At 65.4% G+C, this 24230-nt stretch carries 24 protein-coding genes, 1 tRNA gene and 2 pseudogenes; 11 read left to right on the top strand and 16 right to left on the bottom strand.

From position 1 onward, the window contains the following. Positions 1-46: 46 nt before the first annotated feature. Positions 47-1069, bottom strand: a complete 1023-nt coding sequence (locus tag ASG74_RS15010) for an ABC transporter substrate-binding protein (RefSeq protein WP_082569812.1) — start codon at positions 1067-1069, stop codon at positions 47-49. A 271-nt stretch (positions 1070-1340) separates the two neighbouring features. Here ASG74_RS15010 and ASG74_RS15005 point away from each other — a divergent pair, with 271 nt between their 5' ends. From ASG74_RS15005 to ASG74_RS17010, 10 genes and pseudogenes are all read left to right on the top strand, one after another. Beyond that, positions 1341-2009 (top strand): GntR family transcriptional regulator, encoded by a 669-nt coding sequence (locus ASG74_RS15005; protein WP_056145434.1) that lies wholly within the window; start codon positions 1341-1343, stop codon positions 2007-2009. Beyond that, positions 2009-2722: a substrate-binding domain-containing protein gene (locus tag ASG74_RS15000; RefSeq protein ID WP_156465433.1), complete on the top strand. Its 714-nt coding sequence runs from the start codon at positions 2009-2011 to the stop codon at positions 2720-2722. The genes ASG74_RS15005 and ASG74_RS15000 overlap by 1 nt, the downstream gene beginning before the upstream one ends. Next, complete coding sequence (locus ASG74_RS14995; RefSeq protein WP_056145430.1) at positions 2719-3747, top strand: amidohydrolase family protein; 1029 nt, start codon at positions 2719-2721, stop codon at positions 3745-3747. The genes ASG74_RS15000 and ASG74_RS14995 overlap by 4 nt, the downstream gene beginning before the upstream one ends. A 20-nt stretch (positions 3748-3767) precedes the next feature. Then, positions 3768-4457 carry a 4-carboxy-4-hydroxy-2-oxoadipate aldolase/oxaloacetate decarboxylase gene (gene ligK, locus ASG74_RS14990; RefSeq protein ID WP_056145427.1) on the top strand — a complete coding sequence of 230 codons (690 nt, stop codon included), beginning with the start codon at positions 3768-3770 and terminating at the stop codon, positions 4455-4457. 2 nt (positions 4458-4459) lie between these two features. Continuing rightward, entirely contained in the window at positions 4460-5380 is a 921-nt protein-coding gene (locus ASG74_RS14985) for an amidohydrolase family protein (protein ID WP_056145424.1), read from the top strand. A 24-nt stretch (positions 5381-5404) separates the two neighbouring features. Continuing rightward, a complete protein-coding gene (gene ligA, locus ASG74_RS14980) occupies positions 5405-6757 on the top strand; it encodes a protocatechuate 4,5-dioxygenase subunit alpha (protein ID WP_056145421.1) in 1353 nt (450 codons plus the stop codon). 1 nt (position 6758) lies between these two features. Further along, entirely contained in the window at positions 6759-7748 is a 990-nt protein-coding gene (locus tag ASG74_RS14975; protein WP_056145418.1) for a Gfo/Idh/MocA family oxidoreductase, read from the top strand. Next, entirely contained in the window at positions 7745-8767 is a 1023-nt protein-coding gene (locus ASG74_RS14970; protein ID WP_235499027.1) for an aldo/keto reductase, read from the top strand. The genes ASG74_RS14975 and ASG74_RS14970 overlap by 4 nt, the downstream gene beginning before the upstream one ends. Before the next feature lie 43 nt (positions 8768-8810). Further along, a pseudogene (locus tag ASG74_RS17915) lies at positions 8811-8858 on the top strand (hypothetical protein); the annotation flags it as partial. Between the two features lie 86 nt (positions 8859-8944). Beyond that, positions 8945-9096, top strand: a pseudogene (locus tag ASG74_RS17010) (acyl-CoA dehydrogenase family protein); the annotation flags it as partial. Between the two features lie 61 nt (positions 9097-9157). Here ASG74_RS17010 and ASG74_RS14965 read toward each other — a convergent pair. The 10 genes from ASG74_RS14965 to ASG74_RS14925 all read right to left on the bottom strand — a co-directional run bounded on the left by ASG74_RS14965 (position 9158) and on the right by ASG74_RS14925 (position 18647). Continuing rightward, on the bottom strand, positions 9158-9619 hold the full coding sequence (locus ASG74_RS14965) for a MarR family winged helix-turn-helix transcriptional regulator (protein WP_056145415.1): 462 nt from the start codon (positions 9617-9619) through the stop codon (positions 9158-9160). Continuing rightward, the gene (locus ASG74_RS14960) at positions 9616-11541 is read right to left on the bottom strand and encodes an FAD-dependent monooxygenase (protein WP_056145411.1); all 1926 of its coding nucleotides are present in this window, start codon (positions 11539-11541) and stop codon (positions 9616-9618) included. The genes ASG74_RS14965 and ASG74_RS14960 overlap by 4 nt, the downstream gene beginning before the upstream one ends. 192 nt (positions 11542-11733) lie before the next feature. Beyond that, positions 11734-11802: transfer RNA gene (locus tag ASG74_RS17280), tRNA-Phe, on the bottom strand. A gap of 227 nt (positions 11803-12029) precedes the next feature. After that, on the bottom strand, positions 12030-12695 hold the full coding sequence (locus ASG74_RS17005; RefSeq protein ID WP_082569811.1) for an isochorismatase family protein: 666 nt from the start codon (positions 12693-12695) through the stop codon (positions 12030-12032). Positions 12696-12715: 20 nt separating this feature from the next. Continuing rightward, positions 12716-13585, bottom strand: a complete 870-nt coding sequence (locus ASG74_RS14950; protein WP_056145405.1) for an HpcH/HpaI aldolase/citrate lyase family protein — start codon at positions 13583-13585, stop codon at positions 12716-12718. Between the two features lie 4 nt (positions 13586-13589). Continuing rightward, complete coding sequence (locus ASG74_RS14945) at positions 13590-14750, bottom strand: acyl-CoA dehydrogenase family protein (RefSeq protein WP_056145401.1); 1161 nt, start codon at positions 14748-14750, stop codon at positions 13590-13592. Between the two features lie 48 nt (positions 14751-14798). Next, positions 14799-16049, bottom strand: a complete 1251-nt coding sequence (locus ASG74_RS14940; protein WP_056145398.1) for a CaiB/BaiF CoA transferase family protein — start codon at positions 16047-16049, stop codon at positions 14799-14801. Positions 16050-16079: 30 nt separating this feature from the next. Then, positions 16080-16613, bottom strand: coding sequence for a MaoC family dehydratase (locus ASG74_RS14935; RefSeq protein ID WP_056145396.1), 534 nt, complete (start codon positions 16611-16613; stop codon positions 16080-16082). Positions 16614-16747: 134 nt separating this feature from the next. Further along, on the bottom strand, positions 16748-17524 hold the full coding sequence (locus ASG74_RS14930) for a FadR/GntR family transcriptional regulator (protein ID WP_082569810.1): 777 nt from the start codon (positions 17522-17524) through the stop codon (positions 16748-16750). 106 nt (positions 17525-17630) lie between these two features. After that, positions 17631-18647, bottom strand: a complete 1017-nt coding sequence (locus ASG74_RS14925) for an LLM class flavin-dependent oxidoreductase (RefSeq protein ID WP_056145688.1) — start codon at positions 18645-18647, stop codon at positions 17631-17633. Between the two features lie 190 nt (positions 18648-18837). Here ASG74_RS14925 and ASG74_RS14920 point away from each other — a divergent pair, with 190 nt between their 5' ends. Beyond that, on the top strand, positions 18838-20202 hold the full coding sequence (locus tag ASG74_RS14920; RefSeq protein ID WP_162252814.1) for an amidase: 1365 nt from the start codon (positions 18838-18840) through the stop codon (positions 20200-20202). 50 nt (positions 20203-20252) lie between these two features. On the opposite strand, the gene ASG74_RS14915 is transcribed toward ASG74_RS14920, so the two are convergent. From ASG74_RS14915 to ASG74_RS14895, 5 genes are all read right to left on the bottom strand, one after another. Then, on the bottom strand, positions 20253-21020 hold the full coding sequence (locus tag ASG74_RS14915; RefSeq protein ID WP_200942637.1) for an ABC transporter ATP-binding protein: 768 nt from the start codon (positions 21018-21020) through the stop codon (positions 20253-20255). Further along, entirely contained in the window at positions 21001-21789 is a 789-nt protein-coding gene (locus ASG74_RS14910; RefSeq protein ID WP_082569808.1) for an ABC transporter ATP-binding protein, read from the bottom strand. Before ASG74_RS14910 ends, ASG74_RS14915 begins: the two co-directional genes overlap by 20 nt. Further along, positions 21786-22868 (bottom strand): branched-chain amino acid ABC transporter permease, encoded by a 1083-nt coding sequence (locus ASG74_RS14905; protein WP_082569807.1) that lies wholly within the window; start codon positions 22866-22868, stop codon positions 21786-21788. The genes ASG74_RS14910 and ASG74_RS14905 overlap by 4 nt, the downstream gene beginning before the upstream one ends. After that, positions 22865-23746 (bottom strand): branched-chain amino acid ABC transporter permease, encoded by an 882-nt coding sequence (locus ASG74_RS14900; protein WP_056145382.1) that lies wholly within the window; start codon positions 23744-23746, stop codon positions 22865-22867. Before ASG74_RS14900 ends, ASG74_RS14905 begins: the two co-directional genes overlap by 4 nt. 39 nt (positions 23747-23785) lie before the next feature. Further along, positions 23786-24230 (bottom strand): ABC transporter substrate-binding protein (locus ASG74_RS14895; protein WP_156465432.1); only part of this gene is annotated, 445 nt, incomplete at its 5' end.

Genomic DNA, 24230 nt, shown 5'->3' with positions numbered 1-24230 from the left:
GTCCGGGGGACCACCGCTTGTCGTAGTCGCTGAAATGGTCTTCTGCCTACTTACCGGGGATGGTGCCTTTGTGGCCTTCGGGCAGGTAGGCGTCGGTGAGAAGGCCGCCCCAGTCAACGGAATCGATGCCGTCAGTGGCCTGTAGGCCCTTTTCGACGGCCTTGAAGGCTTCGGGGTTGAAGGCCAACCCATACACTTTGACTTCGATAAACTTCTTGATGATTTCGGTTGCGGCGGCGACATCAACCTGGGCCATCTTCGCATACCGCTCGCCAGCTTTATCTGGATTGGCGTATATCCACTCGATTGCATCCTGCGCGCCAGCCAGCATGCCCTTCGCGACGTCCGGATTCTTCTCCGCGTATTCTCGTGCCGTCACCATTACTGTGAGTTCGTACGAGGGCAACACTTCACTTGCTTGAAGGATGACCCGGACGTCCTTTTTGTGTTCGAGGGCGGTCAACGGAGGGATAAATGTCACGTCTACGGCACCCGACTGCAGGAGGGCGATCCCTGCCCCAACACCCCCGGTTGAGACGCGCTTAATCGACTTTGTGTCCAACTTCGCAGCTTCAGGCACCAGATAGCTCATTGCTTCTGTCACTGAACCAGCGTTGGTGAAGCCCCAAGTTGTGTTCTTGAGGTCGTCGACAGTTTTGAAACGCGAGTTCGCGGCGACGCCCCAACCGATCTCGTACGGCACTTCAGTGGCGCCCCCGATGATCTTTACTGGCAGGCCTTCCCGGTAGCCGTTGACCACGGCAGCCGTGGCAACTTGACCGAACGGCAGCTTGCCCGCGATCACGTTCTGGAGCGTGGTCCCGCCACCTTCGGCAGGAATCACCTTGTCGACGATCACACCGTGCTTCTCAAAGAACCCCTGCTCAATCCCTACGTTCCACAACAGACCGTTAATGTCCTGAGCCTGAGCGACCGAGACCGTGATGTGGGTGGGTTCCTTGGCGGTTCCGGATGCTGGCTTCGAACCGCCCTCGGAGCACGCCCCGAGAACTATCAGAGCGGAGATGCCTATCACGCCTGCGCGGCTGATCATGCGGTTGGATCTCATGCTGTACTCCTCATTGAGTGAGAAACCCACGTTCGGGTGCTGCGATGCCGATGCTATTCAATCGTTGACAATCCTGTCAACAGTCGCCCAGACTGGGCTAAGGACGTCCGCCGCGGGGGGCCGTCGATGACGAAGAGGTGCCCACGACGGACGTGGTCCACCCCACCCACCTACAGTCGCTCTGGCGGCCCCCCGCTGCATCAGGACCGGGCGCCGCGAGCGTTGCCCGGTCCTTGCGGACAGAAGTATTGACCGAGATTCAGGAGCAATCGTGACGACACAGGCCACCAGGGCACTGTCGGGTGCGCAGGGCAAGCAGGTCGCCTATGACGCACTCAAGCTCGCCGTGTCGCGCGGTGACCTTGCCCCGGCGCAGCGGCTCGTGGAGCAGGAGCTCGCCGAGCAGTACGCCGTGACCCGCGGGAGCATCCGTGCCGCCCTGATCGACCTGTCGGCGGAAGGTCTTGTCGAGCGTGTCCCCAATCGCGGTTCCCGCGTCCGGGTCGTCTCGATCGACGAGGCAGTCGCCATCACCGAGGTCCGGATGATGCTCGAGGGCCTGTTGGCCGGCAAGGCGGCTGAGCGCGCCACGAAGGACGAGTGCCGCCAGCTCCTCGAGATCGGCGCCGAGATGGAGACTGCGGTCGGGCGCGGCGACGGCACGCGCTACGGCCAGCTCAACCTCGCCCTGCACAAGCTCGTCCGCGACGTCGGGCATCAGCCAGTCGCTGCAGACGTCCTGGACCGGCTCAACGGTCAGCTCGTGCGGCACCGGTTCCGGTTGTCCCAACGCGACGGACGGCCCCGCCAGTCAATCATCGAGCACCTCGAGATCATCAACGCGGTCGTCGCAGGTGACCCGGACCGGGCGACCAAGGCCATGCATGCCCACCTCCTCAGCGTCATCGAGGCGCTGAAGTCCACTCCCGAGGGCCAGTGATGGTCGCCCTGCAGATGCTGACCTCGATGGCGACCCGGGCGGTGCTCGAGGAGCTCGCGGCGCCCGGTGTCCTGGCGGGGCTGCCGCCCGTCGAGCTGGAGTCCGCCGGTGGCGTCGTCGTCGCCGAACGCATCCGCTCGGGCGAGTCGGCAGACCTGGTCGTCCTCGCCGCCGACGCGATCCATCGCCTCGTCGACGAGGGGCACGTGCGCCCGAGCGTCGTGGCGCTCTTCACCGCCGAAGCAGTCCTCGCCGTCCCCACCGGCGCACCCGAGCCGCCGCTCACCTCCGCCCAGGACCTGCGCGAAGCCCTGGAGGCCGCGGCCGCGATCGGGTACTCGACGGGTCCGAGCGGGGACGGGCTCCTGCGGCTCTTCGAGCAGTGGGGACTGGCCGACACGCTCCGCGACCGGCTCGTCCGCGCCCAGCCGGGCGTCCCCGTCGGCGCCCTCGTCGCCCAGCGCCAGGTCACCCTCGGCGTGCAGCAGCGCAGCGAGCTCCAGGGCCTCGACGGGGTCCAGGTCGTCGGCCCGCTCCCGGGCGACGCGGCCATCCGCACCACGTTCACCGGCGGCGTCCTCACCGCCTCGAAGCGGCCGGAGGACGGCGCTTCCGCACTGCAGCACCTCGGCCACCTGGCCGGTACGGATCTCGCCGGATCGGGCCTCGTCGACCTCGTTCGACGTCATGGAATGGAGCCCAGTACCCCATGATCATCGACGCCCACGGCCACTACACGACGGCCCCGTCCCAGCTCGAGGACTGGCGCAAGCGCCAGGTCGCCGCGTTCGACGACTCGACCGAGGCGCCCGACCCGGCTGACCTCGTCATCTCGGACGACGAGATCCGCCAGAGCATCGAGGCCAACCAGCTCCGCCTCATGGACGAGCGCGGGTGTGACCTCACGGTGTTCAGCCCCCGCGCGAGCTTCATGGCCCATCACATCGGCGACTACGCCGTCTCGCAGGCGTGGTCCCGCCTCTGCAACGACCTCGTCCACCGCGTCGCTGCCCTCTTCCCGGAGCGGTTCGCCATGGGTGCGATGCTCCCGCAGTCGCCCGGTGTCGAGCCGGCCACCGTGATCCCCGAGCTGCGTCGTGCCGTGCAGGAGCTTGGCGCCGTCGTCGTCAACCTCAATCCCGACCCCTCCGGTGGCCACTGGGACAGCCCGCCGCTCACGGACCGGAGCTGGTACCCCGTCTACGAGGCCCTCAGTGAGCTGGGCGTCCCGGCGATGATCCACGTGAGCACGTCCTGCAACCCGGCGTTCCACACCACCGGCGCCCACTACCTCAACGCGGACACGACGGCGTTCATGCAGCTGGTGCACGGCGACCTCTTCGACGACTTCCCGGACCTCCAGCTCGTCATCCCGCACGGTGGCGGAGCCGCGCCCTACCACTGGGGTCGTTTCCGCGGCCTCGCCGACATGTTGGGCAAGGCAGACCATGCCGAGCAGCTCCTCCGCAACGTCTCCTTCGACACCTGCGTCTACCACCAGCCCGGCATCGACCTGCTCACCCAGGTGATCCCGACCGAGTCCATCCTCTTCGCCAGCGAGATGGTCGGCGCCGTCCGCGGCATCGACTCCCGCACCGGCCACCACTTCGACGACACGAAGCGCTATCTGGATGCCACCCCGCACCTCTCCGACGAAGAACGAACAGCGGTGTATGCCGGCAACGCCCGTCGCGTGTACCCGCGCCTCGACGCGATCCTCACCGGCCAGGGCCGTTGAGCGAAGGGAGCCAGAAGACGATGCAGCACAGTGAAATCGGTGTCGTGCACACCAAGGTCGAACGACCCGACCCGGACCTGGTCGAGCGGCTCAGCGCCTTCGGCGTCGCAACGGTCCACGAGGCGATGGGCCGAGTCGGACTCATGCGGCCCTACATCCGGCCGGTGTATGCGGGCGCGCGTCTCTGCGGTCCCGCCGTCACGGTCCTCCTCCAGCCCGGTGACAACTGGATGCTCCATGTCGCGGCTGAGCAGGTGCAGGAGGGCGACGTCCTCGTCGCCGCCTGCACGACCGAGTGTGAGGACGGGTTCTTCGGCGACCTTCTCGCCACCTCGCTTCGCGCACGGGGCTGTCGTGGACTGGTGATCGACGGGGGGGTGCGTGACGTCGCAGACCTGGAGGAGATGGAGTTCCCCGTCTTCAGCCGAGCGATCAACGCCAAGGGCACGATCAAGGCCACGCTCGGTTCCGTGAACATTCCGGTCGTCCTGGCCAACGCCTTCGTCCGCCCCGGTGACGTCGTCGTCGCCGACGTCGACGGTGTGGTCGTGGTGCCTCAGGAGCGCCTGCTCGAGGTCCTCGAGGCCGCGGCGAAGCGTGAGGCCAACGAGGAGGGCAAGCGCGCGACGTTCGCTGGGGGCACTCTCGGCCTCGACCTGTACGAGATGCGTGAGCCGCTCGCCGCTCTCGGTCTGCGGTACGAGGACTGACGATGACCACACAGTTCGTGAAGACACCGGGATGGCTCGACTGGTACGACGGTCCGAGCAAGCCCACGTTCGTCCTGCCGGCGGGTGCCGTCGACGCCCACTGCCACGTCTTCGGTCCCGGGGCGGAGTTCCCCTTCGCGCCCGAGCGCAAGTACACCCCGGGCGACGCGAGCAAGGCCCAGCTCTTCGCGCTGCGCGACCACCTCGGTTTTGACCGCAACGTGATCGTCCAGGCCACCTGCCACGGCGCTGACAACTCCGCCATGGTCGACGCCGTCCAGGCCTCCGGCGGCAGGGCGCGTGGCATCGCGACTGTCCGGCCGGATGTGGGCGACGACGAGCTGCGCCGACTCCACGAGGCAGGTGTGCGCGGAGTCCGGTTCAACTTCGTCAAGCGCCTCGTCGACGTCCTTCCCATGGAGGGCCTGAGGCACGTGGCCGACCGCATCGCGCCGCTCGGCTGGCACATCGTCATCTACTTCGAGAGCCATGACCTGCCCGAGCTCGCTGACTTCTTCCTCAGCCTTCCCGTCCCGCTCGTCGTCGACCACATGGGGCGCCCCGACGTGACCAAGCCCGTCGACGGGCCCGAGTTCTCTGGCTTCCTCGACCTCCTGCGCGCCAAGGACGACATCTGGTGCAAGGTCACCTGCCCGGAGCGTCTCACCGTGGTCGGGCCACCGGCGCTCGATGGGGAGCGGACGGCATACAGCGACGTCGTCCCGTTTGGCCGCCGCGTCGTCGAGGAGTTCCCCGACCGCGTGCTGTGGGGCACCGACTGGCCGCACCCGAACCTCACCGACCACATGCCCGATGACGGCCTGCTCGTCGACTGGATCCCCCGCATTGCGACCACGGCGGAGCAGCAGCAGGCCCTCTTGGTCGACAACCCCATGCGCCTCTACTGGCCCGAAGAGCTCTAGCAACCCCTCGATTGGAGCACGACCATGGCACTCGACAAGAGCTACCAAAAGGTTCCTGGCACGACGATCTTCGACGCGGAGCAGTCAGCCAAGGGCTACCACCTCAACCAGTTCTGCATGTCGCTCATGAAGGCCGAGAACCGTGAGCGCTTCCTCGCCGACCAGCGTGCCTACCTCGATGAGTGGCCGATGAGCGAGGAGCAGAAGCAGGCCGTCCTGGACCGGGACCTCAACGAGTGCATCCGACTCGGCGGGAACATCTACTTCCTGGCGAAGTGGGGTGCCACCCTCGGCCTGTCCTTCCAGCAGATGGCGGGATCGATGACCGGCATGTCCGAAGAGGACTACCGCGACCTGATGCTCCACGGTGGGCGTGCCATCGAGGGCAACCGCATCGCCGACCAGGAACGCGCCGACGAGAGCCAGCCGGCGCAGCCGCAGGCCGACCCGATGGGCGACGCCGTGAAGGCTGCCGCTGCGGGGGCCGACCAACAGGCGCCGGAGCAGCACGCGCAGATCACCGGTGCCGTGTTCACGTCGCACGTGCCGGCCATCGGGGTGGCGCTCGACTTCGGCAAGGACGAGGAGCCCTACTGGAAGCGCGTCTTCGACGGTTACGAGTTCTCGAAGGCCTGGGAGCAGGAGAACCTCCCCGATGTCATCTTCCTCGTCTACAACGACCATGCCACCGCCTTCGACCTGTCCATCATCCCGACCTTCGTCCTGGGGACGGGTGAGAGCTACCCGGCGGCCGACGAGGGCTACGGTCCCCGTCCCGTCCCCGGCATCGAGGGCGACCCGGAGCTGGCCGCGCACATCGCGCACTCGCTCATCCGCGAGGACTTCGACCTCACCCTGGTCAACGAGATGACGGTCGACCACGGCCTTACCGTGCCGCTGTCGCTGATGTTCGGCCAGGTCGACAAGTGGCCATGCAAGGTCATCCCGTTCCACGTCAACGTCGTCCAGTACCCGGTGCCCTCGGGCGCGCGGTGCTTCAAGCTCGGGCAGGCGCTGCGTCGGGCCATCGAGTCCTACGACCGGCCGATCAAGGTGCAGGTCTGGAGCACGGGCGGGATGAGCCACCAGCTCCAAGGTCCGCGTGCCGGTCTCATCAACCGTGAGTGGGACAACCAGTTCCTCGACCGGCTCATCGAGGACCCGGCCGGGCTGTCGCAGACTCCTCACCTCGAGTACGTCGAGGAGGCCGGCTCCGAGGGCATCGAGATGGTGATGTGGTTCATCGCCCGCGGCGCCATGAGCGACATCGACGGGACCGGTGAGATCGAGGTCGACCACCGCTTCTACCACGTGCCTGCCTCCAACACCGCGGTCGGACACCTCATCCTGTCCGACCACCCCCATGAGAAGGAGTGACATGACCCAGCAGCCCCTCAAGGTCGCCCTCGCCGGCGGAGGTGCTTTCGGCGCCAAGCACGTCAACGCCCTCAAGCGCATCGACGGTGTCGAGGTCGCGGCAGTCGTGAGCTCCAGCCTGGAGTCGGCGACCGAGTTCGCCTCTGAGCACGGCGTCGGCCGCCCGGTCGCCAGCCTCGATGACGTCCTCGCGATGGACGACGTCGATGCGGTCATCCTCGCGACGCCGACGCCGATGCACGCCGAGCAGACCCAGCTGGTCCTTGAGGCCGGCAAGCACGTCCAGGTCGAGATCCCGCTCGCCGACAACCTCGGTGACGCCGAGGCCTGCTTTGCGCTGCAGCAGCAGACCGGCCTCGTCGGGATGGTCGGTCACACCCGTCGCTTCAACCCGAGCCACCAGTGGATCCACAGGCGCATCGAGGCCGACGAGTTCCACATCCAGCAGCTGGACGTGCAGACCTACTTCTTCCGCCGCCAGAACCTCAACGCGCTGGGTCAGCCCCGGTCGTGGACCGACCACCTCCTGTGGCACCACGCAGCGCACACGGTGGACCTGTTCGCCTACCAGACGGGCTCCCCGGTCATCCGCGCCAACGCCATCCAGGGGCCGATCCACGCCGAGCTCGGCATCGCCATGGACCTGTCGATCCAGCTCCTGGCCGAGTCCGGTGCGGTCTGCACCCTGTCGCTGTCGTTCAACAACGACGGGCCCCTGGGGACCTTCTTCCGCTACATCGGTGACACCGGCACTTACCTCGCCCGCTACGACGACCTCGTGACGGGCAAGGAGGAGCCGATCGACGTCAGTGGCATCGACGTGTCGATGGACGGCATCGAGCTGCAGGACCGCGAGTTCGTCGCAGCGATCCGCGAGGGGCGCGAGCCCAACTCCTCCATCGCAGCGGTCATGCCCTGCTACCGGACGCTGGCCGACCTCGAGGGCCAGCTGGCGCAGCAGCCCAGCGCCCAGGCGGGGCAGGCCCAGTGACGGCCGAGGTCGTCGCAGAGCCTCGTCGGATCGGCTCGCTCACGGTGAGCCCGATCGGGCTCGGCTGCATGAACCTCAGCCACGTCTACAAGCCGTTGCCGAGCCCGCAGGAGGCCGAGCGCCTCCTCCGGGACGCGCTGGACGAGGGCGTTGACCACCTGGACACCGCTGCCCTCTACGGGTTCGGGGCAAACGAGGAGCTCGTGGGCCGTGTCCTCGAGGGTTCGGGGCGCCGCGACGAGGTCGTCCTCGCGAGCAAGTGCGGCATGACCGGGGTCGACGGCAAGCGCGTCATCGACGGGCGCCCGGAGACGATCCGCGCCACGGCCGAGCAGGCGCTGCGCAGCCTCCGGACCGCCGTCATCGACCTGTACTACCTCCACCGCATCGACCCCGCCGTCCCGATCGAGGAGAGCGTCGGTGCCCTGGCCGACCTCGTCGCCCAGGGGCTAGTCCGCGAGATCGGCATGTCGGAGGTGTCGGCCGCCACCCTGCGCCGTGCTCACGCCGTGCACCCGATCGCGGCTCTGCAGAACGAGTTCAGCCTCTGGACCCGCAACCCCGAGCTCGGCACGCTCGACGCGTGTCGTGAGCTCGGCATCGCCCTCGTCGCGTTCAGCCCGCTCGGCCGCGGCATCCTCACCTCAACCCCGCCCGACGTGGCAGCCCTGCCCGAGGGCGACCTCCGTCACAGCATGCCGAGGTTTCAGGGCGAGAGATACGCGGCCAATCTCGCCCTCGTTGATCAACTCGGCGCACTTGCCGAGGGCGCCGGGTGCACCACGGCCCAGCTGGCCCTCGCCTGGGTGCTCGCCCAGGACGAGTGCGTCGTCGCCATTCCCGGGACGCGCAGCGTCGAGCACCTCCACGAGGACCGCGCCGCCGCGACCGTCGACGTCCCGCAGGACGTCCTCCTCGCTGCGGGCGAGCTCATCAACGAGCACACCGTCCACGGGCCACGCTACGGCGCCGGCGCCGCAGCGGACATCGACACCGAGGTCTTCCAACACGCCGGCTGACCCGGTATCACGACATAAACCATGAGTACGGACGACCGTCGCCATCGTCGGCGCCGCGCCAGCCGGGCTCCTCGCCGCGCACCTGCTCCACCGGGCCGGCAACAAGACGATCGCCATCGATGGACGCAGCTGCAAGACCATACGACCCACCGCGCCGGCATCCTTGAGGGCTGGTCGGTCACCACCGATGCTCTCCAGCTGTTGGGGGAGCGGGGTACACCAAGGACTTCCCGGTCGAGCGGATGATGCGCGAAGCCAAGATCAGCCAGATCTACGAGGGCACCAACCAGATCCAACGCATCGTCATCGCTCCTGCGCTGATCGCGTAACGCATGGTCAAGGCCGCGACCTCGGGCCCGCAACGCCCTTGGAAGTGGGCCGTTGGGCGTTTCAGCCATCGAGCATCTGTCGCAGCGCCGCGCGCAGTGCGTCTCGGGAGGAGTCCGGAAGCGACCCGGTGAGGGTCTGTTCGACGAGCTCGACGAGTGGCTGGAGCCGCCACCGCTCGGTAGTGCCGTGGGAGGTGAGGCTGACGGTCTTGCGCCGTCCGTCCGCGGGGTCAGGGCGGCGCACGATGAGGTCGCGTCGTTCCATCCGCGCCACCAGATCCGCGATGGTTGAGCGATCCAGGTCGACGGCGTCGCAGAGCTCGCGCTGGCTCATCGGGCCGCCCTGATCCAGGACGACCAGGATCGAGTACTGGACCGTGGAGATCGCGGTGGACACCGTGCGCATCCAGACCTCGACGTGCCGCTGCTGGGCCCGGCGGATCAGGTAGCCGGTGTGCCGCTGGGGCTCGAGCGCGACGCTCCCCGCAGTGTCCGCGCGGTTGGCGCTGTAGGCCTTGATCACGAGACCTGCGGGGGCCGCTGCCCGGTGAGGAACCCCGAGAAGAAGTCGCTGAGCTCCGCCCGGGTCGCCAACGGCAGCACGTGGGCGACGTACTGGTCCGGCCGCACGACCACGATGGCGCCGTCCGCATCGATGCCGCGCTCCATGAAGATGTCGCTGCGTGGATCGATGGCCCAGACCTTCTCCCAGTCCTGGAGCCCGAACGGTCCTGAGCGAGGCACCAGCATCTGCGGCAGGCCGGACATGTCGAGGTCGTGGCTGCCGCATCGGAAGACCGCATGGACGTCGATCACGCTGTCGACGTCTGCCCCGCTCGGCGTGAAGCGCACGACCGGCGACGCGTCAGAGGTGCCCAGCCAGGTCGCGAGGTCGAGGAGACCGGCGCCATGGGCGTCACCGAAGGCGAAGATCCGCCAGCGGCCGTCGGCCCGCTGCGCGTGCCCGAGCTGCATCGGGCGCGCGTCGGCGAGACGGATGACAGGGGCCGAGTGGAACCGTGTCCCGATCTCGAATCCGGCTGCCAATGACTGGTGCTCGTTGCTCGCAGTGAGCGTGGAAGGGCTGTACTTGGTGGCCAGCCCCGCGGTGTAGCGACCTTGGCGGGCGAACTCGGTCTGCATCTCCTCGGTGCTGACGCCACCAAGCTCGGGGTGCGCGGGATCGATCGTGGGCTGGGCGATGAAGGCGGACCAGAACTTGTCGAAGTCGATGAGTTGCTGAGCGACCGCCTGCCGCTCCGCCGAGTACGTGTACAGCAGGGTGGGATCCGAGCGTCCTTCGAGGACGGCGGCCAGCTTCCAGCCGAGGTTGAAGGCATCCTGCATGGAGACGTTCATGCCTTGGCCGGCCTTGGCGGAGTGGGTGTGGCAGGCGTCGCCGGCGATGAAGATCCGCGGTGTGCGGTCAGGGTCGTCGGAGGGGTGGTCGGGCACGTCGTCAAACTTGTCGGTGATTCGCTGGCCCACCTCGTAGACAGATGACCAGGCCACCGCCTGCACCTCGACGCAGTACGGGTGGAGGATCTCGTTGGCCACCTCGACCAGTCGCTCAACGGGTGTGGAGCGCACGTCCTGAAACCCATCAGCGAGAACCTCGCCGAGGTCGATGTAGCAGCGGACCATGTTGCCCCCCTCGCGGGGGATCATCAGCAGGCTGCCCTTGCCCGCCGACTGCACGACGTTCTTCGTGCGCCAGTCCGGGAAGTCGGTGGTCGCCAGGACGTCCATCACGCCCCACGCGTGGTTGGCCGCGTCACCCTTCATCGTGCGGCCCATCAGTTTGCGGACCGTGCTTCGGGCGCCGTCGCAGCCCACCACGTACTTCGCCTGAACCGTGACCGTCTCACCGTCGGTGTCGTCAGTGCCCTGAGTCCGGCGCAGGGTCGCGGTGACCGGGTGGTCGCCGGAACCTACCTCGAGTCCGATGAGCTCCATCCCGTAGTCGGGTGTGAGCCGCGACGCCGACTTGGCCATGTGGTCGAGGAGGAACTGCTGCATGCGAGCCTGGTTGACGATGACGTGGGGGAACTCACTGAGTCCTTCTGGGGTGTCCTCGACCCACCCGGTGCGCACGATCCGTGAGCGGTCGGCCTCCGAGGGGGCCCAGAAACGGACCTCGTTGACCCAATAAGCCTCCCGAAGCAGGACGTCGGCCAATCCGAACGCCTGGAACATCTCCACGGTCCGGCAGGCCACGCCGTCCGCCTGACCGACCAGCAGCGGGCCGTCCCGTCGCTCGACGATGGCCGCGGTGATGCCGGGGAAAACCGCAAGCTGCGCGGCGAGCACTGTGCCCGCAGGGCCGGTTCCAACGACGAGGACGTCGACCTTCTCGGGGATGGGAGTCCTTGGCTCTCGTGCTGTCGGTGATGCGGGGACGATGTCGGGATCTCCCGGGCGGTAGCCATCGCGATAGAACTGCACGTCTGGTCTCCTTTGAACAGCGTGACACTTGCACGCATCAGCAGTATATCGTCAGTACCCCAACGAAATCTAGATCCTGGCCCTATTCACTGGGTCATCACGCAATGCGGGGCATGCAGGGCCAGCCCGCGACGGGAAGCGTCGCAGCACAAAAAACCGCTGGTCAAAGGACTCTGACCAGCGGTTTCGGGGTGGTGGCCAGGGACGGGGTCGAACCGTCGACCTTCCGATTTTCAGACAGAGACATAAGCGCAGGTCAACTAGGGCAATTGAACTGGCGTGCAGCTTCTCGTGCAACTTCTCGGATCGCACTTGCCGGCCAGAGGCGCTTCGTCAGTTGCCCCGTCTGGTGAAACACCTCCGGCCGGGGGCACTTCGCGTTGTTGAGGCGCCAAGCCGTCCAGGCCTGCCCGCTTGGCCTACCCCCGTCAGCCTGCCTCACGAAGGGATCACGTGTGTTGGAGTGGGTGAGCACTTGCACTTCTTGGCTATGTGAGTCCGTCCGTCGGAGCGGCGGCTCCGAAGGGGGAGCCGCCGCGCAGGCTGGTGAGCCACGTGAGCGCCGCCTCAGAGTCGATGATGTCGGCGTAGCGACGACCAACATCTCGAAGGTTCGCCGCGTGGCTCTCAGGTGACTGGTCACCGCAACAGTCAGACACCACCTGCGTGCGGTATCCGTGCGAGAAGGAGTCGACGACGGTGGCCCGAACGCACCCTGACGTGGCGGCCCCCATCACGATGACCGTGTCGATGGACTGCATCTGCAGCGTTGAGCTCAGATCCGTGCCGAAGAATGCAGACGGGTAGCGCTTCAGTAGGCATATATCGGTTGGATCCCAGACGCGCGGGTCGATCTGTGATCCCCACGATCCCGGTGTGACCTCGCGTAGCGAGGGGATTTTCCATCGTCCGAACTCAGCTTCGTTAGCCCACGCCACGTAGGTGTGGATGATGGGCACAGCAGCTGCTCGCGCAGACGCGAGGACCGCCGTGGCCCTCTCGACAGCGGCGTTGATGTGCTCGCCGCCGCCTGTGACAGAGCTTGACGAAGTGAACGCATGCTGGAAGTCAACGACGACGACCGCGGGCCGGAGGCCGAAACCGATGTTCCCGACGCCGTAGCCGGCACGCTGGAAGGCATCTGCCTCTGACATGCCACCGGTCCTGGCCGCGGTCACGACGACCTGACCGGTGCGGCAAGCGGCACATTGGCCAAGCTAAGGGTGCGCCTTGCCTGACGGATCACGGCCTCATCGAGCAGTCGGCCGTTGGCATCGATGAAGACACCCGTGCCTGCGCTCAGCTGCTCGTCGTATAGTCGAAGCACAGAGAGCGCCCGATCTACGGCAGCTGCATCCGGTGTGAAGACACCGTGGACCGTCGCCAACTGAGCCGGGTGGATGCACGCACGCCCGACGAAGCCTTGGCGTGCACACCGTTCGGTAGAGCGGCGAAACGTCTCGACGTCCTTGATCTCTATGGAGACCGGAGCCGCGGGCGGTTGGATGCCCGCCTCGGAACTGGCCAACACGACTTGGGTGCGGATCGCGGCCACCTCGTTCTCGTTGTTGCCTGGCGTGATCCCGGCTTCGGCGCAGAGGTCGTACTCCCCTATCTGCAGTCGCAGCACCTGGGGTTGGCGAGCGATCTCGCGGGCCTCGAAGATCGCTCGAGGCGTCTCGAGCAGGGGGCTCAGTCGAAGATTTTCGTGCCCCCGAGTAGCCAGTACCTCCCCGATACCGCGGACTTCGTCAGCACTCCCCGCCTTGGCGAGGACGAGTCCGGTCAGGGAGGTGATTCCCTCCAGTGCGGCAATATCTTCGAGGGCGGCCTCTCCTGAGTTGATCCGAACCCAAAGCTCCTTGGTGGGGGCCGTCTGTTTGGACAACCAGTGCCGAACCTCGGTGCGCGCTGCGGCCTTGCCTGACCACGGCACTGCGTCTTCTAGATCGATGATCAGCGCGTCGGCGATGCTGGCAGCCGCTTTCGGCAGCTTCTCGGGAGCGTTCCCCGGCACGTAGAGGTAGGAGCGGGCAATTCGCATCTGGTCATCCGACCTTGGTGTCGCCGCGAAGGAGGGACTTGGCCACGACGGTGCGCAGCACGTCGTTGGTGCCCTCGCCGATACTCATTAGCGGGGCGTCGCGGTACAGGCGCTCGATCTCGTACTCGGTCGAGAACCCGTATCCTCCGTGCACTTTCATGGAGTCGATGGCGGCCTCGAGTGCCACATCCGAGCAGAAGATCTTGGCCATGCCTGTCTGGCCGTCCGCGCGCCCGTGGGCGACTGCGTCGGCCGCCCAGTAGGCCATCAGCCGGGCTGCCTGGAGGTTGGTGGCCATCGAGGCGAGTTTGAGCTGGATGGCCTGGAAGTCGGAGATGGGCTGCTTGAATGCCTTGCGCTCCTTCGAGTAGGCCAATGCCTCGTCGAATGCCCGCTGTGCCACCCCGACGGAACGTGCCGCGATGTTGACACGTCCCCACTCGAGCGCCGAGAGCACTTGCTGCATGCCTCGACCCTCGACGCCGCCGACCAGGTTCTCGACCGGCACTCGGACGTCCTCGAACAGGACTTCGCACGACTCTGTGCCTTTGTATCCCAGTTTGGGAATGTCCTTCAGGACGCTGAACCCCGGCGTGCCCTGTTCGACGAGCAGCACGCTCATGCCCTTGTGGGCCGGGGAGGCGCTGGGGTCGGTCTTGACCAGAACTGGCAGTGGGTTGGCGTATCTGGCGTTGGTGATCCACATCTTGGTGCCATTGATGACGTACTCGTCACCTTCGAGGCGGGCCGTCGTGCGGATGCCCTGCAAGTCGGTTCCGGCATCGGGTTCGGTGAGGGCGATGCCCGTTCGACGGACACCGGTGGCAAGCTCGGGAAGATACTTGTTCTTCTGCTGGTCGGTGCCGTGCAAGCTGAGCAGCCGGCAGGCGAGCGAGTGGCTTCCGAGCACGCCCGCGATACCCATCCAGCCGCGAGAGAGCTCCTCGAAGACCAGAGCGAACGAGACGGGGTCCAGGTCGAGGCCGCCGTACTCTTCCGGCACCGTGATGCCGAAGAGCCCCATGTCAGCCAGGCCCTGGACGATCTCCGTGGGATAGCGCCCGGCCTGTTCCCATTCGCGCGCAACCGGAATCACTTCACGGTCTACGAAGTCCCTAAGCAGGGCGCGGAAGTCATTCTGGTCGTCGGTGAACTCAAAGTGCATTGTCGATCCTTCAGTAGCCGTGGTTGGGTCTGCGCGAGCCGGGTGAAGTCAGCGCGCGGCACCTTGGACTTCGTATGCCGGTGAGTCCGGCGTGTGACCGTGCTGATCTCCAAAGGCGCCGTCACGGGCGAGCCCCGCGATGGTGGGCTCGTCGTACGAGGTGATCTCCGAAAGGACGTAGGCCATGTCCTCGTTGCGGAGGGGAGCGCGTCGGTAGGCCGGGACCTCTGTGCCTACGCGGACGGGAGAGGCTACCTGCGAGATCGTCCCGAAGCGCGGATGTTCGGTCTTCACGATGAGCCCGCGGGCGATTGTGTGCTCGTCCTTCAGGGCTTGCTCGACGTCGTTGATCGGTGCGCAGGGGATACCCGAGGCGTACAGATCAGTAAGCCAGTCCTCGACCGTGCGCTTCGACAGCACCTCCTCCAGCATCGGGATCAGTGCGTCTTTGTGGACTCGCCGGTCCGCGAACGTCCTGAACCGGGGGTCGTCGCCCCACTCGGGATGGTCGATCACATCAAGCAACCGGGTCCAGAACTTCTCCTTCGCGCAGCCGATGATCAGCCAGCCATCAGCTGCCTCGAAGGCTTGGAACGGCACGAGAGATGGGTGCGCCGAGTGGGCGGTCCGAGTGGGGGTGAAGCCCTCGTTGAGGTGCCATGCCGCCGGGTAGTTGAGCAGGGAGATGGCCGTGTCGTACAGGCTGACGTCGCAGTCCATGCCCACGCCGTCGCGCTTGGCGGCGTGCAGCCCGCTCAGCAGCGCGATGGCGGCGACGAACCCTCCTGAGTAGTCCACAAGGGACAGGCCCGACTTGGCCGGTGGTCCGCCAGGTTCGCCGGTCAAGTCCATCCAGCCGGCGAGGCCTTGCAAGACGTAGTCGTAGCCAGGTTCCTTCTGCCGTGGGCCGGTCATTCCGAAGCCAGTGAGTGAGCAGCACACGATGGCCGGGTTGAGGTGTTTTAGATCGTCGTACGTGATCCCCATCTTCGCTGGGACGTCCCCGCGCAGATTGGAGTACACGGCGTCAGAGACCTTCACAAGATCCTCGAAGACTCGACGGCCTCCAGGAGTGGATAGGTCCAGGGACAGGCTTCGCTTGTTGCGGTTGAAGGCCTCGAAGAACAGGGAGTCCTCGTCCTCGCCGTAGGGCGGAACGTAGCGGCCGACGTCTCCGCCGAAGCGCGGGTCCTCGATCTTGATCACCTCCGCACCGAGATCGGCCAGGTGCACGCTTCCCCATGGCCCCGCGCCGTACTGTTCGATGGCGATGATGCGCAAATCCTCAAGCGGTCTCATGGGCTTCCGTCCTGTTGCGTTTCGGGGGTGTCAACTGGCTCTCGAGGCCTCGACAGCCAGCGGGACTTCGCCTTGGGGAAAGAGCCCTTCTAGCTGTTCGGCTCCGCGCTTGTAGACGTAGAAGGTGCGGAAGAAGGAGCAAACTTCCTTGCCGTCCTGGTTAAGGGTGCGGGTCTTGACCGTGACAATGCCTGCCTGGGGTCGCGAGCCCGACTCGCGCTTCTCGGTAACAAGTGACTCGCTCCAGAGCGTGTCGCCGGCAAAGACCGGGTGTGTCATGCGGATGTCGTCCCACCCGAGATTGGCAAAGGCGTTCTGGGTGAGGTCGGTGACGCTCTGCCCCACAGCAATGGCCACGGTCAGGGTCGAGACGACGATGGGCCGCTTGAACTCGGAACGCGCTGCGTACTCAGTGTTGAAGTGCATCTGGCTGGTGTTCATGGTCAGCAACGTGAACCACGTGTTGTCGTTGTCCGTGATGGTGCGCCCGAGGGGGTGCTGGTAGATGTCCCCGATTTCGAAGTCCTCGTAGAAGCGGCCCCGCCAGCCATCAACCTTGGTCATCTGTACTCCCTTTACTCGTCGACATGAGAAGACAAGCATAAACATCAGACATATATACGTCAAGGTCGCACTTGCGCAAAAAACGCCCGGATCGTGGTCGATTCGGGCGTCCGCTTAAAGTTCTGACTAATCGATCACGTCTCCGGATCTTGATAGAGTGCCCGCAGTGTGAACAGGTGGTCAAGCATCGCTTGGGCGGCCGCGTCCCCGTTTCCTTGAGCGATGAACTCGAGGATGGCGGTGTGCTCGGAGTCGACCGTGTGCCAGAACGTGGATTCGACGTCTGGACGCAGGAACTTTGCTTGGAGGACCTTGAACACGGGGTCGTTCATGATCTTGAGTAGTCCGTTGCCGGCCGCCTCGACCACGATGCCGTGGAAGTTGCGGTGTTCGCGGAACTTGAGCCCACGTCCCATGCTGGCGACCTCGCGGTCCAGTGCCTCCCGCATTGCCTCGATCTGCTCGGGTGTGGCTCGGCTAGCTGCGAGTCTGGCCGCCGGCACCTCGACGAGTTCCCGAGCCTCGAGGATCTCTGCCACGGTGATCGCATCAGCCCCGGACATCAGCCCGAGGCTGGTCTCAAGGTACTGGCTCACCTTCTTGGCGTCAGTCCTGGACACGAACGTGCCTCCGGTCGTCCCTCGGGCGGTGTGCACGAGGTCTCGTGCGGCCAGCACGCGTAGCGCCTCCCGGATGGTGCTGCGGCTAACGCCGAAGATGGCGCACAGCTCGCCTTCGACCGGAAGGCGGTCCCCGGGTGCCAGTTCTCCTGTGAGGATGAGCTGGCGCAGTTGCTCGGCAACCTGTTCGTACGCTGGCAGTACCTTTTTCACCGACAGTGCATCGGCCACACCGACATGCGGCAGGATGGCCGCTACCTCGAGCGGTTTTTTGGCGACTGAGTCGGCCATCGGGCTCCTTTTGACTTCGTTGTTGAACGGATGGAACGTCGTTTGCTTCGTGAGCGCTGCGACGGCCTCAATGCCAGCGTGATCGTGAGTATGCCGTCCGGGCGTGTCAACCTGCGTGGCCTTTGAGAACCGGGACGACCTCCTGGGCAAGGAGGTTGACCGAGTCCCGAGCGCTGTCCAGCGGCATCCCCGCCCAGTGCGTTCGGAAGATTAAGGCATCCGCACCCACCTCGTCCCGCCAGGGGAGCAGCGCCTCTAGGCAGTCTTCGGGTGAGCCGACGATGAAACGTTGCTGTGCCAACTCCTCGTACGCGATATCGAAGGACTCGTCCCCGGGCATCACCTTGTCCTGACCCCACCTTGCGTAGGTCCGATACTTCTCGGCCAGGTAGGGCGCTGCGCGTTCGACGGCGGTCGCGCGATCCTTGCCGCAGAAGATCTCACGCATCACCGGCAACCCTGCTCCGGCTCCGGTGCCCGCCTCAGAGCGGGTTTCGCGGTAGAGGTCCACCTGTCGACGGATAGTTGATACCGTGGCGTGCGGGTTGACCATCCAGGCGTCTGCCAGTCGGGCGGCCCGTCGCACCGCACCGTCGCTGTTGGCAGCCATCCACAGAGGTGGACGTGGCTGCTGGACGGGCAAGAGGTTCAGCCTGGCCGAGGAGAGCCGGCACCAGGGGAGGTCGGCGTCCACCTCCTCGCCAGCCCACAGCCGCAGCACGATGTCGAGGTTGGCCTCGAATCTGGCGACCCTGCCCGTTCTACCTATGGCGAAGGCGTCGTACTCGACGTCCCTGTAACCCAAGCCGACCCCGAGGGTTAGCCGACCTCCAGTGACGACGTCGAGCGAAGCGAAGTTCTCTGCCACGTCGAGTGGGTTCTGAAGGGCCAGCAGGAGGATGCCGAGCCCGATCCGCATGTCCCCGGCCTCGCTCGACAGTCTGGCGAGGTAGGGCAGTGGCTGGATGTGGGTCAGTGACTCGCTCAGGTAGTGCTGGCCGGCGAACACGGCATCCCACCCAGCGTCGCGCGCAGTCCGCACTAGTTCGAGCTGCTCGTCCAGTGCTCGAACCTGGTCGGTGCCCAGGGGCTGTTGGTTGGTCAGGAACAGGCCGATCTGCATCTGCACTCCCAAGGGCGGGTCTTCCGCCTTTCGTGGACTTGCTCTTGACCCACCAAGGTAAATGTCAGAGGATTCCCTGTCAATCGGGAATGCACCCGAGCGCCTGCGCTTAGGTAGCGGAGCTCCGATACCTCAGAGGTTAGTTGACGCCAGGCGGAATGACCGTTTTCGAGCTATGGAGGTACAACCGATGATCGACCCCGACGAAGACATGGTCTTACACGCGGAGGGGTGTTTGAGTCGTGTCGACGCGTGGGATTCTGTGCTCAGGGCCGTCATCACCCGCATGGACGATGAGGTCCGTGCCGAGGTTGCGAGTCAGATGGCGGCATCCGCAGCGGGCGCTCCACGTTCCCCGCTCGCCGGCATGCTGGTGGCGGTCAAGGACAATATCGACACGCGGGGGACACGCACCACTGCGGGCTCGGACTTCTTTCGGGAGCGAGTCCCCGAGGAGGACGCCTTCGTGATCGCCCGGCTCCGGGAGGCGGGCGCCATCCCCAGTGCCAAGGTCAACCTGGCCGAGTTCGCACTCGGCGCCACTACCCAGAACGCGCACTGGGGGTCATGCCGCAACGCGTGGGACCAGACACGTATCCCCGGGGGGTCCAGTGGTGGCTCGGCCGTCGCGGTGGCCGCCGGGATGGCAGATGCGTCCTTAGGGACCGACACTGGTGGATCCGTGCGCATCCCTGCCTCCGTTAACGGTCTGGTCGGGTTGCGTCCCACGCTCGGAAGGATCTCCAACCGCGGCGTGACCCCTTTGAGTCTCGCCTTCGACACCGTCGGTCCCATGGCCCACACGGCCAGGCTGGCAGCCTCAGTGTTCAGCGAGATTGATGCGTTCGACTTCGATGACCCGAGCAGCCAGGACGGCCCCCGCCGGGACGTCCTCGTGAGCCTGGACGACGGTGTCGACGGACTGCGAATCGGCGTGCCCCGGGAGTTCTTCTTCGATGACGTGGACCCTGCCATCGCCGCAGCGGTCCGTGATGTGGGCGAGATGCTTGCGAAGCAGGGTGGCGAGACCGTTCCGGTGCGACTGGACGGCGCGGAGGAGGCGCAGGGTCACATGTTCCGGATCCTCTATCCCGAAGTCGCGTCCTTCCACGCCCAGCGTCTGGCGGAGGCGCCGCAACTGTTTGGGGAGGATGTTCATCGTCGGCTACAGCTGGGGGTCGGGGTCGATGCCCGGGACATGGCTGTGTCGGTCGCCTGGCGACGTCGATGGCAGCGCGCGGTGGAACGCGTGCTGCTCGATGTCGATGTCATCCTCACACCCACAGTCCCCGTCGACGTGCCTCACGTGGAGGGGGCGGAGATGATCCGGACCACGCATGAGATCACCCGGTTCACCTACGGCTTCTCGATGTACCACGGCCCCTCGATCTCCATCCCGTGCGGATTCCACCCGGAGTCGGGCATGCCCATCGGCGCCCATCTCACGGCCGCGCCCTGGCGAGAAGATGTGCTCTTCCGTGCCGCTGCGGCATTCCAGTCGGTCACCGACTGGCACGAGCGCCGCCCGGCGGCCCTTGAGGTTGGAACGGGCTGACCCGGATGGAGGGGCGGAGGTGAAGACCCCCGCCCCTCCAGGTCTCGGCGTCAGCCCCCGAGGAATGCCCGGCGGACTTCCTCGTCGCCCAGCAGGGCCTCGCCGGTGCCCGTATGGCTCACAAGTCCTCGCTGGATAACGTAGCCGCGATCAGCGAGCTCCAGGGCCGAGCGGGCATTCTGCTCGATGAGGAGGAACGTGATACCTGCGGTATCCCTCAACTCACGAAGCTGCTGGAACATCTCCTTGGTGAGGATGGGGGACAGCCCAACTGATGGCTCGTCCATCAAGATCATGCGGGGGTTCAACATGAGAGACCGGCCAATCTCGAGGGCGCGCCGTTCGCCTCCAGAGAGAGTGCCTGCGTACTGGGCGCGCCGGTCGGCCAACCGGGGGAAGAGGTCGAAGATGTCGTCGATCCGAGTTTTCACGCGCGCTTTGTCCCTGACGAGGTACATCCCCAACTCGAGGTTTTCGTAGACGTTGAGGGAGGGGAAGACGGTCGACAGCTGAGGCACCATGGCCATACCGGTTCTCAGGAGCTCTTGAGGCCCCATCGCAGTGACGTTCTCGCCCTCGAAGACGACCATGCCCTGACGAACGTTGATCAGGCCGTAGATGGCCTTGAACACCGTCGATTTACCCGAACCGTTCGGGCCCACGACGGAGACGATCTCGCCGCGGCGTACCTCCAGATCGATGCCGTGCAGGATGTCGAACCCGCCGTAGCCGGCGATGACACCCGCGGCCTCAAGCATCACTTCGCCGGGCGCGATGGAGGATTCCTTGGTGTGGGTCTCAGGCACCGAGGTAGGCATCAATGACCTCCTTGTTCTCGCTGATCTCGTGGGGGGTCCCATTGGCAAGCTGTTGCCCGTCGTCCAAGACGACGATGCGGTCGGCGATGGAGAATATGAATCCGATGTTGTGCTCGACGACGATGAAGGCCACGTTCTCCTCGTCGTTGAGCACCTTGACGTAGTGCTTCAGCGACTCGATGAGCGTCGGGTTCACCCCGGACGTCGCCTCGTCCAGCAGGACGAGAGTTGGACTTGACATCATCGCCATAACCAGTTCGACGAGCCTCATCTGGCCACCCGAGATGTTCCCGGCGTACAGGTGGGTCAGGTGGGGGATCTCCATCAGGTCGATGAGGTCGCCGGCGCGTTGCCTCGTAGCTGCGTCTGGGGGTCGAAGGAGCTTGCCGAGCCCGACACCCTTCCACTGTCGGCCCAGGAGGGCGTTCTCCCACACGGTCAGCTCGGGAAAGAGACGGACGTTCTGGAAGGTGCGTCCCATGCCCCGCCGCGCGACCTGCATCGTCCGCAGTCCGCCGATGTCCTCGCCGTTGAACTCGATGGTGCCGCGGTCGGCCGGGATGTCTCGAGATAGGCAGCCCAGCAAGGTCGATTTCCCCGATCCGTTGGGCCCCACCAGCCCGACTATTTCGCCGGGCGCGACGCAGAAGTCAACTTCGCGCACCGCGCGGACACCACCAAAGCTCTTGGTTATACCTCGCGCCTCGAGGATGTAGTGGTCTTGTTGACCCTTGGTCAGAGGTGGAGTAGACGTGGCCGACGTAGTCATTGGACACTCCTCACTGCTGTTGCCGTCTCGAGGGAGTCTGCGTCGGCCGCGCCGGCGCCGCGGTGCCGCACCCTGTTGATCAGACGACCGAGAACGGTGCGCTCACCGCGCTGCACGGTCCCGACGATGCCTTCGGGCATGAAGAGCACTATGGCGATGAGAAAGGCGCCGAAGACCACGAGAAAGGAGTTCCCCTGTTCGGCCCATAGGGTGTCTCGCACCATAAGGAAGAGGACCGTCCCGACCACGGGGCCCCAGACGGTGCCGAGTCCTCCGAGCACCGTCATCAACGCGACGTTGATCAAGAAACTGTCACGGAACATGATCTCCGGGTCGATGAACGTGATCTCGTAGGCCCAGCACGCTCCGACCGCGCCCGTGATGGCAGCGGACAGGCAGAAGACAGTGAGCTTCAACAGGGTGGTGTTGATGCCTCTCGCCTCAGCCCCCCGCTCGTCGTCCTTGATGGCCAGCAGCGACATCCCGAACTGCGACCGGCGTAACCACCAGGCGAATGCCACGATCAGCACCGCCCCCCCCAGGAAGAGGTAATAGAAGAACAGGCGGTTGACCTCCGGCGGCAGCACCAATCCCTGAGCACCTTCAGTCAGGGGCGTGGCCATGAGCACCAGCTCGCGCATGGCAAGGAAGGAGCCCAGCATCGCGATGGAGAAATAAACCCCACGAAGCCGCAGAAGTGGAAACCCGATGAGGAGGGCAAAGACGGCGGCAAAGACTGCAGCCAAGGGAACAGTTGTCGCGAATGGCATCTCGGCCTTCACGACGAGCAGGCCCGTCACGTAGCCGCCAAGCCCGAAGAAGACGCCGTGACCGAAGTCGACATACCCGGTGAAGCCCGAAATGAAGTTCCAACTCGAGGACAGGATGATCCACATGAACATCGTGCTGAGAGTGAGCAGGACGCTGTCGTTCAGTCCCGAGTACGGCACTAGGCCCATGCCCACACCTGCGAGCAGCAGCACGATGAGAGAGCGGTATTTGACTACCTTTCTTCGTGGACGGGCCGTAGCTGCGAGAATCCGGCGCTCGGCCTCGGCTGGCTGCACAACGGTACTCATGCCCTCACCCCTCCTAGTCGGGAGATACCTTCCGGTCGAAGCGCCAGGACCACGACCACCAGGACGAATGCAGCGGCGGTCCCTAGGCTCGTGCCAATGTTGGAGACGTAGCCACTAAGACCCGCCTCGATGATGCCGACGAACATCGCCGCAGCGAGTGTGCCGCTGACGCGTCCGCCGCCGCCGAGAACCACGATCACGAAGGCCTTGAGGGTGAAGAGCCCACCCATGAAGGGATGGAAACCCTGGGTGACGCTGAATAGCCCACCAGCAGCGAAGGCGACGGCAGTGCCGAGGCCGAATGCAGAGCAGTACATGCGGGTCACGTTGATGCCCACGATCCGCGCCGCCTCCCGGTTCTGGGCGGTCGCCTTCATGGCCTTGCCCTTCTTTGTCCGGTTAAGGAACAGCGTGAGCATCGTCAACAGGACTAGCGCTGCGACGAGCATGACGGCCTTGCTGACCGATACGCGGTAGTCGAGCAGGCTGATGACCGAGTCGGAGTAGGCGGCCGTGGTCACCTTGGGCGTGGTTGTGAAAGTGACCGTCAGCAGGCCCGCAATCACCGATGCCAGGCCGAACGTGATCAGCAAAGGCATGAGCTCATGTCGCTCTAGGACCGGCATGATCACCACTCGCGAGACGACCCAGCCGAATCCGAAACCGAGGGCGATCAGCAGCGGCAGTGTCATCAGCACATCCAGACCCAGGTACTCTTGGGCCACCCATGCCATGTAGGCACCGAGGATCAAGAACTCCCCGTGCGCGAGGTTGATGACCCGCATGATGCCGAAGATCAGGGACAGGCCTTGGGCCATAAGGGCATAGAAGCCACCGAGTATGACGCCGTCGATGATGACTTGGATGAGAGTATGCACGTTCCTACTCCGCTCGCGCCGTGGTCGGGTTCGCGCGTGTCACCGCTCGTTCCAAGGCTTCAGCGGCTCGATGTCGGCCTTTGCTGCCTCCTTGGGAGCCACGACGACCTGCTTGCCCTGGGCGTCGAGTTGAATGGTCAGCATGGGGCGGTTCACGTTCGCTCCGGTCAGACCGCTGGGGTCGCCCTTCGCCGTGTAGTCGATCATTCCGAAGAAGGTGTCGGCCTTCAGGTCGACCAGCGCCTGACGGACCTTCTCGGAATCGAGGCTGTCGGCCGCCTCGACTGCGAGCTGCAGTGAGAGCCCGGCTGCTGAAGCGCTGGGCGGCAGGTAGGACGGGTTCTCGCCGTACTTCTTCACATAGGAGTCGAAGTACTCCTGAGCCCCCTTCCTGTCAACCTGAGTGTGAGTCACTTGGGAGGTTGGAATGCGGCGGAACTGGTCGTCGGTGGAGAAGGCGTCGATGGTGGCGGAGTACTTGGTG

The sequence above is a fragment of the Knoellia sp. Soil729 genome, from assembly GCF_001427985.1.
GTDB lineage: Bacteria > Actinomycetota > Actinomycetes > Actinomycetales > Dermatophilaceae > Knoellia.
The sequence above is the reverse complement of the archived record's forward strand: the minus strand, read 5'-3'. Positions and strand labels throughout refer to the sequence as shown.

Excerpts from the sequence above, each read along its gene's own strand:
- ASG74_RS14920 (WP_162252814.1), top strand. The coding sequence starts at position 18,838 with ATGATCGACCCCGACGAAGACATGGTCTTACACGCGGAGGGGTGTTTG.
- ASG74_RS14915 (WP_200942637.1), bottom strand. The coding sequence starts at position 21,020 with ATGCCTACCTCGGTGCCTGAGACCCACACCAAGGAATCCTCCATCGCG.
- ASG74_RS14930 (WP_082569810.1), bottom strand. The coding sequence starts at position 17,524 with ATGGCCGACTCAGTCGCCAAAAAACCGCTCGAGGTAGCGGCCATCCTG.
- ASG74_RS15010 (WP_082569812.1), bottom strand. The coding sequence starts at position 1,069 with ATGAGATCCAACCGCATGATCAGCCGCGCAGGCGTGATAGGCATCTCC.
- ASG74_RS14945 (WP_056145401.1), bottom strand. The coding sequence starts at position 14,750 with ATGCACTTTGAGTTCACCGACGACCAGAATGACTTCCGCGCCCTGCTT.
- ASG74_RS14950 (WP_056145405.1), bottom strand. The coding sequence starts at position 13,585 with ATGCGAATTGCCCGCTCCTACCTCTACGTGCCGGGGAACGCTCCCGAG.
- ASG74_RS14935 (WP_056145396.1), bottom strand. The coding sequence starts at position 16,613 with ATGACCAAGGTTGATGGCTGGCGGGGCCGCTTCTACGAGGACTTCGAA.
- ASG74_RS17005 (WP_082569811.1), bottom strand. The coding sequence starts at position 12,695 with ATGTCAGAGGCAGATGCCTTCCAGCGTGCCGGCTACGGCGTCGGGAAC.
- ASG74_RS14925 (WP_056145688.1), bottom strand. The coding sequence starts at position 18,647 with ATGCAGATCGGCCTGTTCCTGACCAACCAACAGCCCCTGGGCACCGAC.
- ASG74_RS14940 (WP_056145398.1), bottom strand. The coding sequence starts at position 16,049 with ATGAGACCGCTTGAGGATTTGCGCATCATCGCCATCGAACAGTACGGC.
- ASG74_RS14905 (WP_082569807.1), bottom strand. The coding sequence starts at position 22,868 with ATGAGTACCGTTGTGCAGCCAGCCGAGGCCGAGCGCCGGATTCTCGCA.
- ASG74_RS15000 (WP_156465433.1), top strand. The coding sequence starts at position 2,009 with ATGGTCGCCCTGCAGATGCTGACCTCGATGGCGACCCGGGCGGTGCTC.
- ASG74_RS14995 (WP_056145430.1), top strand. The coding sequence starts at position 2,719 with ATGATCATCGACGCCCACGGCCACTACACGACGGCCCCGTCCCAGCTC.
- ligA (WP_056145421.1), top strand. The coding sequence starts at position 5,405 with ATGGCACTCGACAAGAGCTACCAAAAGGTTCCTGGCACGACGATCTTC.
- ASG74_RS14910 (WP_082569808.1), bottom strand. The coding sequence starts at position 21,789 with ATGACTACGTCGGCCACGTCTACTCCACCTCTGACCAAGGGTCAACAA.
- ASG74_RS14975 (WP_056145418.1), top strand. The coding sequence starts at position 6,759 with ATGACCCAGCAGCCCCTCAAGGTCGCCCTCGCCGGCGGAGGTGCTTTC.
- ligK (WP_056145427.1), top strand. The coding sequence starts at position 3,768 with ATGCAGCACAGTGAAATCGGTGTCGTGCACACCAAGGTCGAACGACCC.
- ASG74_RS14985 (WP_056145424.1), top strand. The coding sequence starts at position 4,460 with ATGACCACACAGTTCGTGAAGACACCGGGATGGCTCGACTGGTACGAC.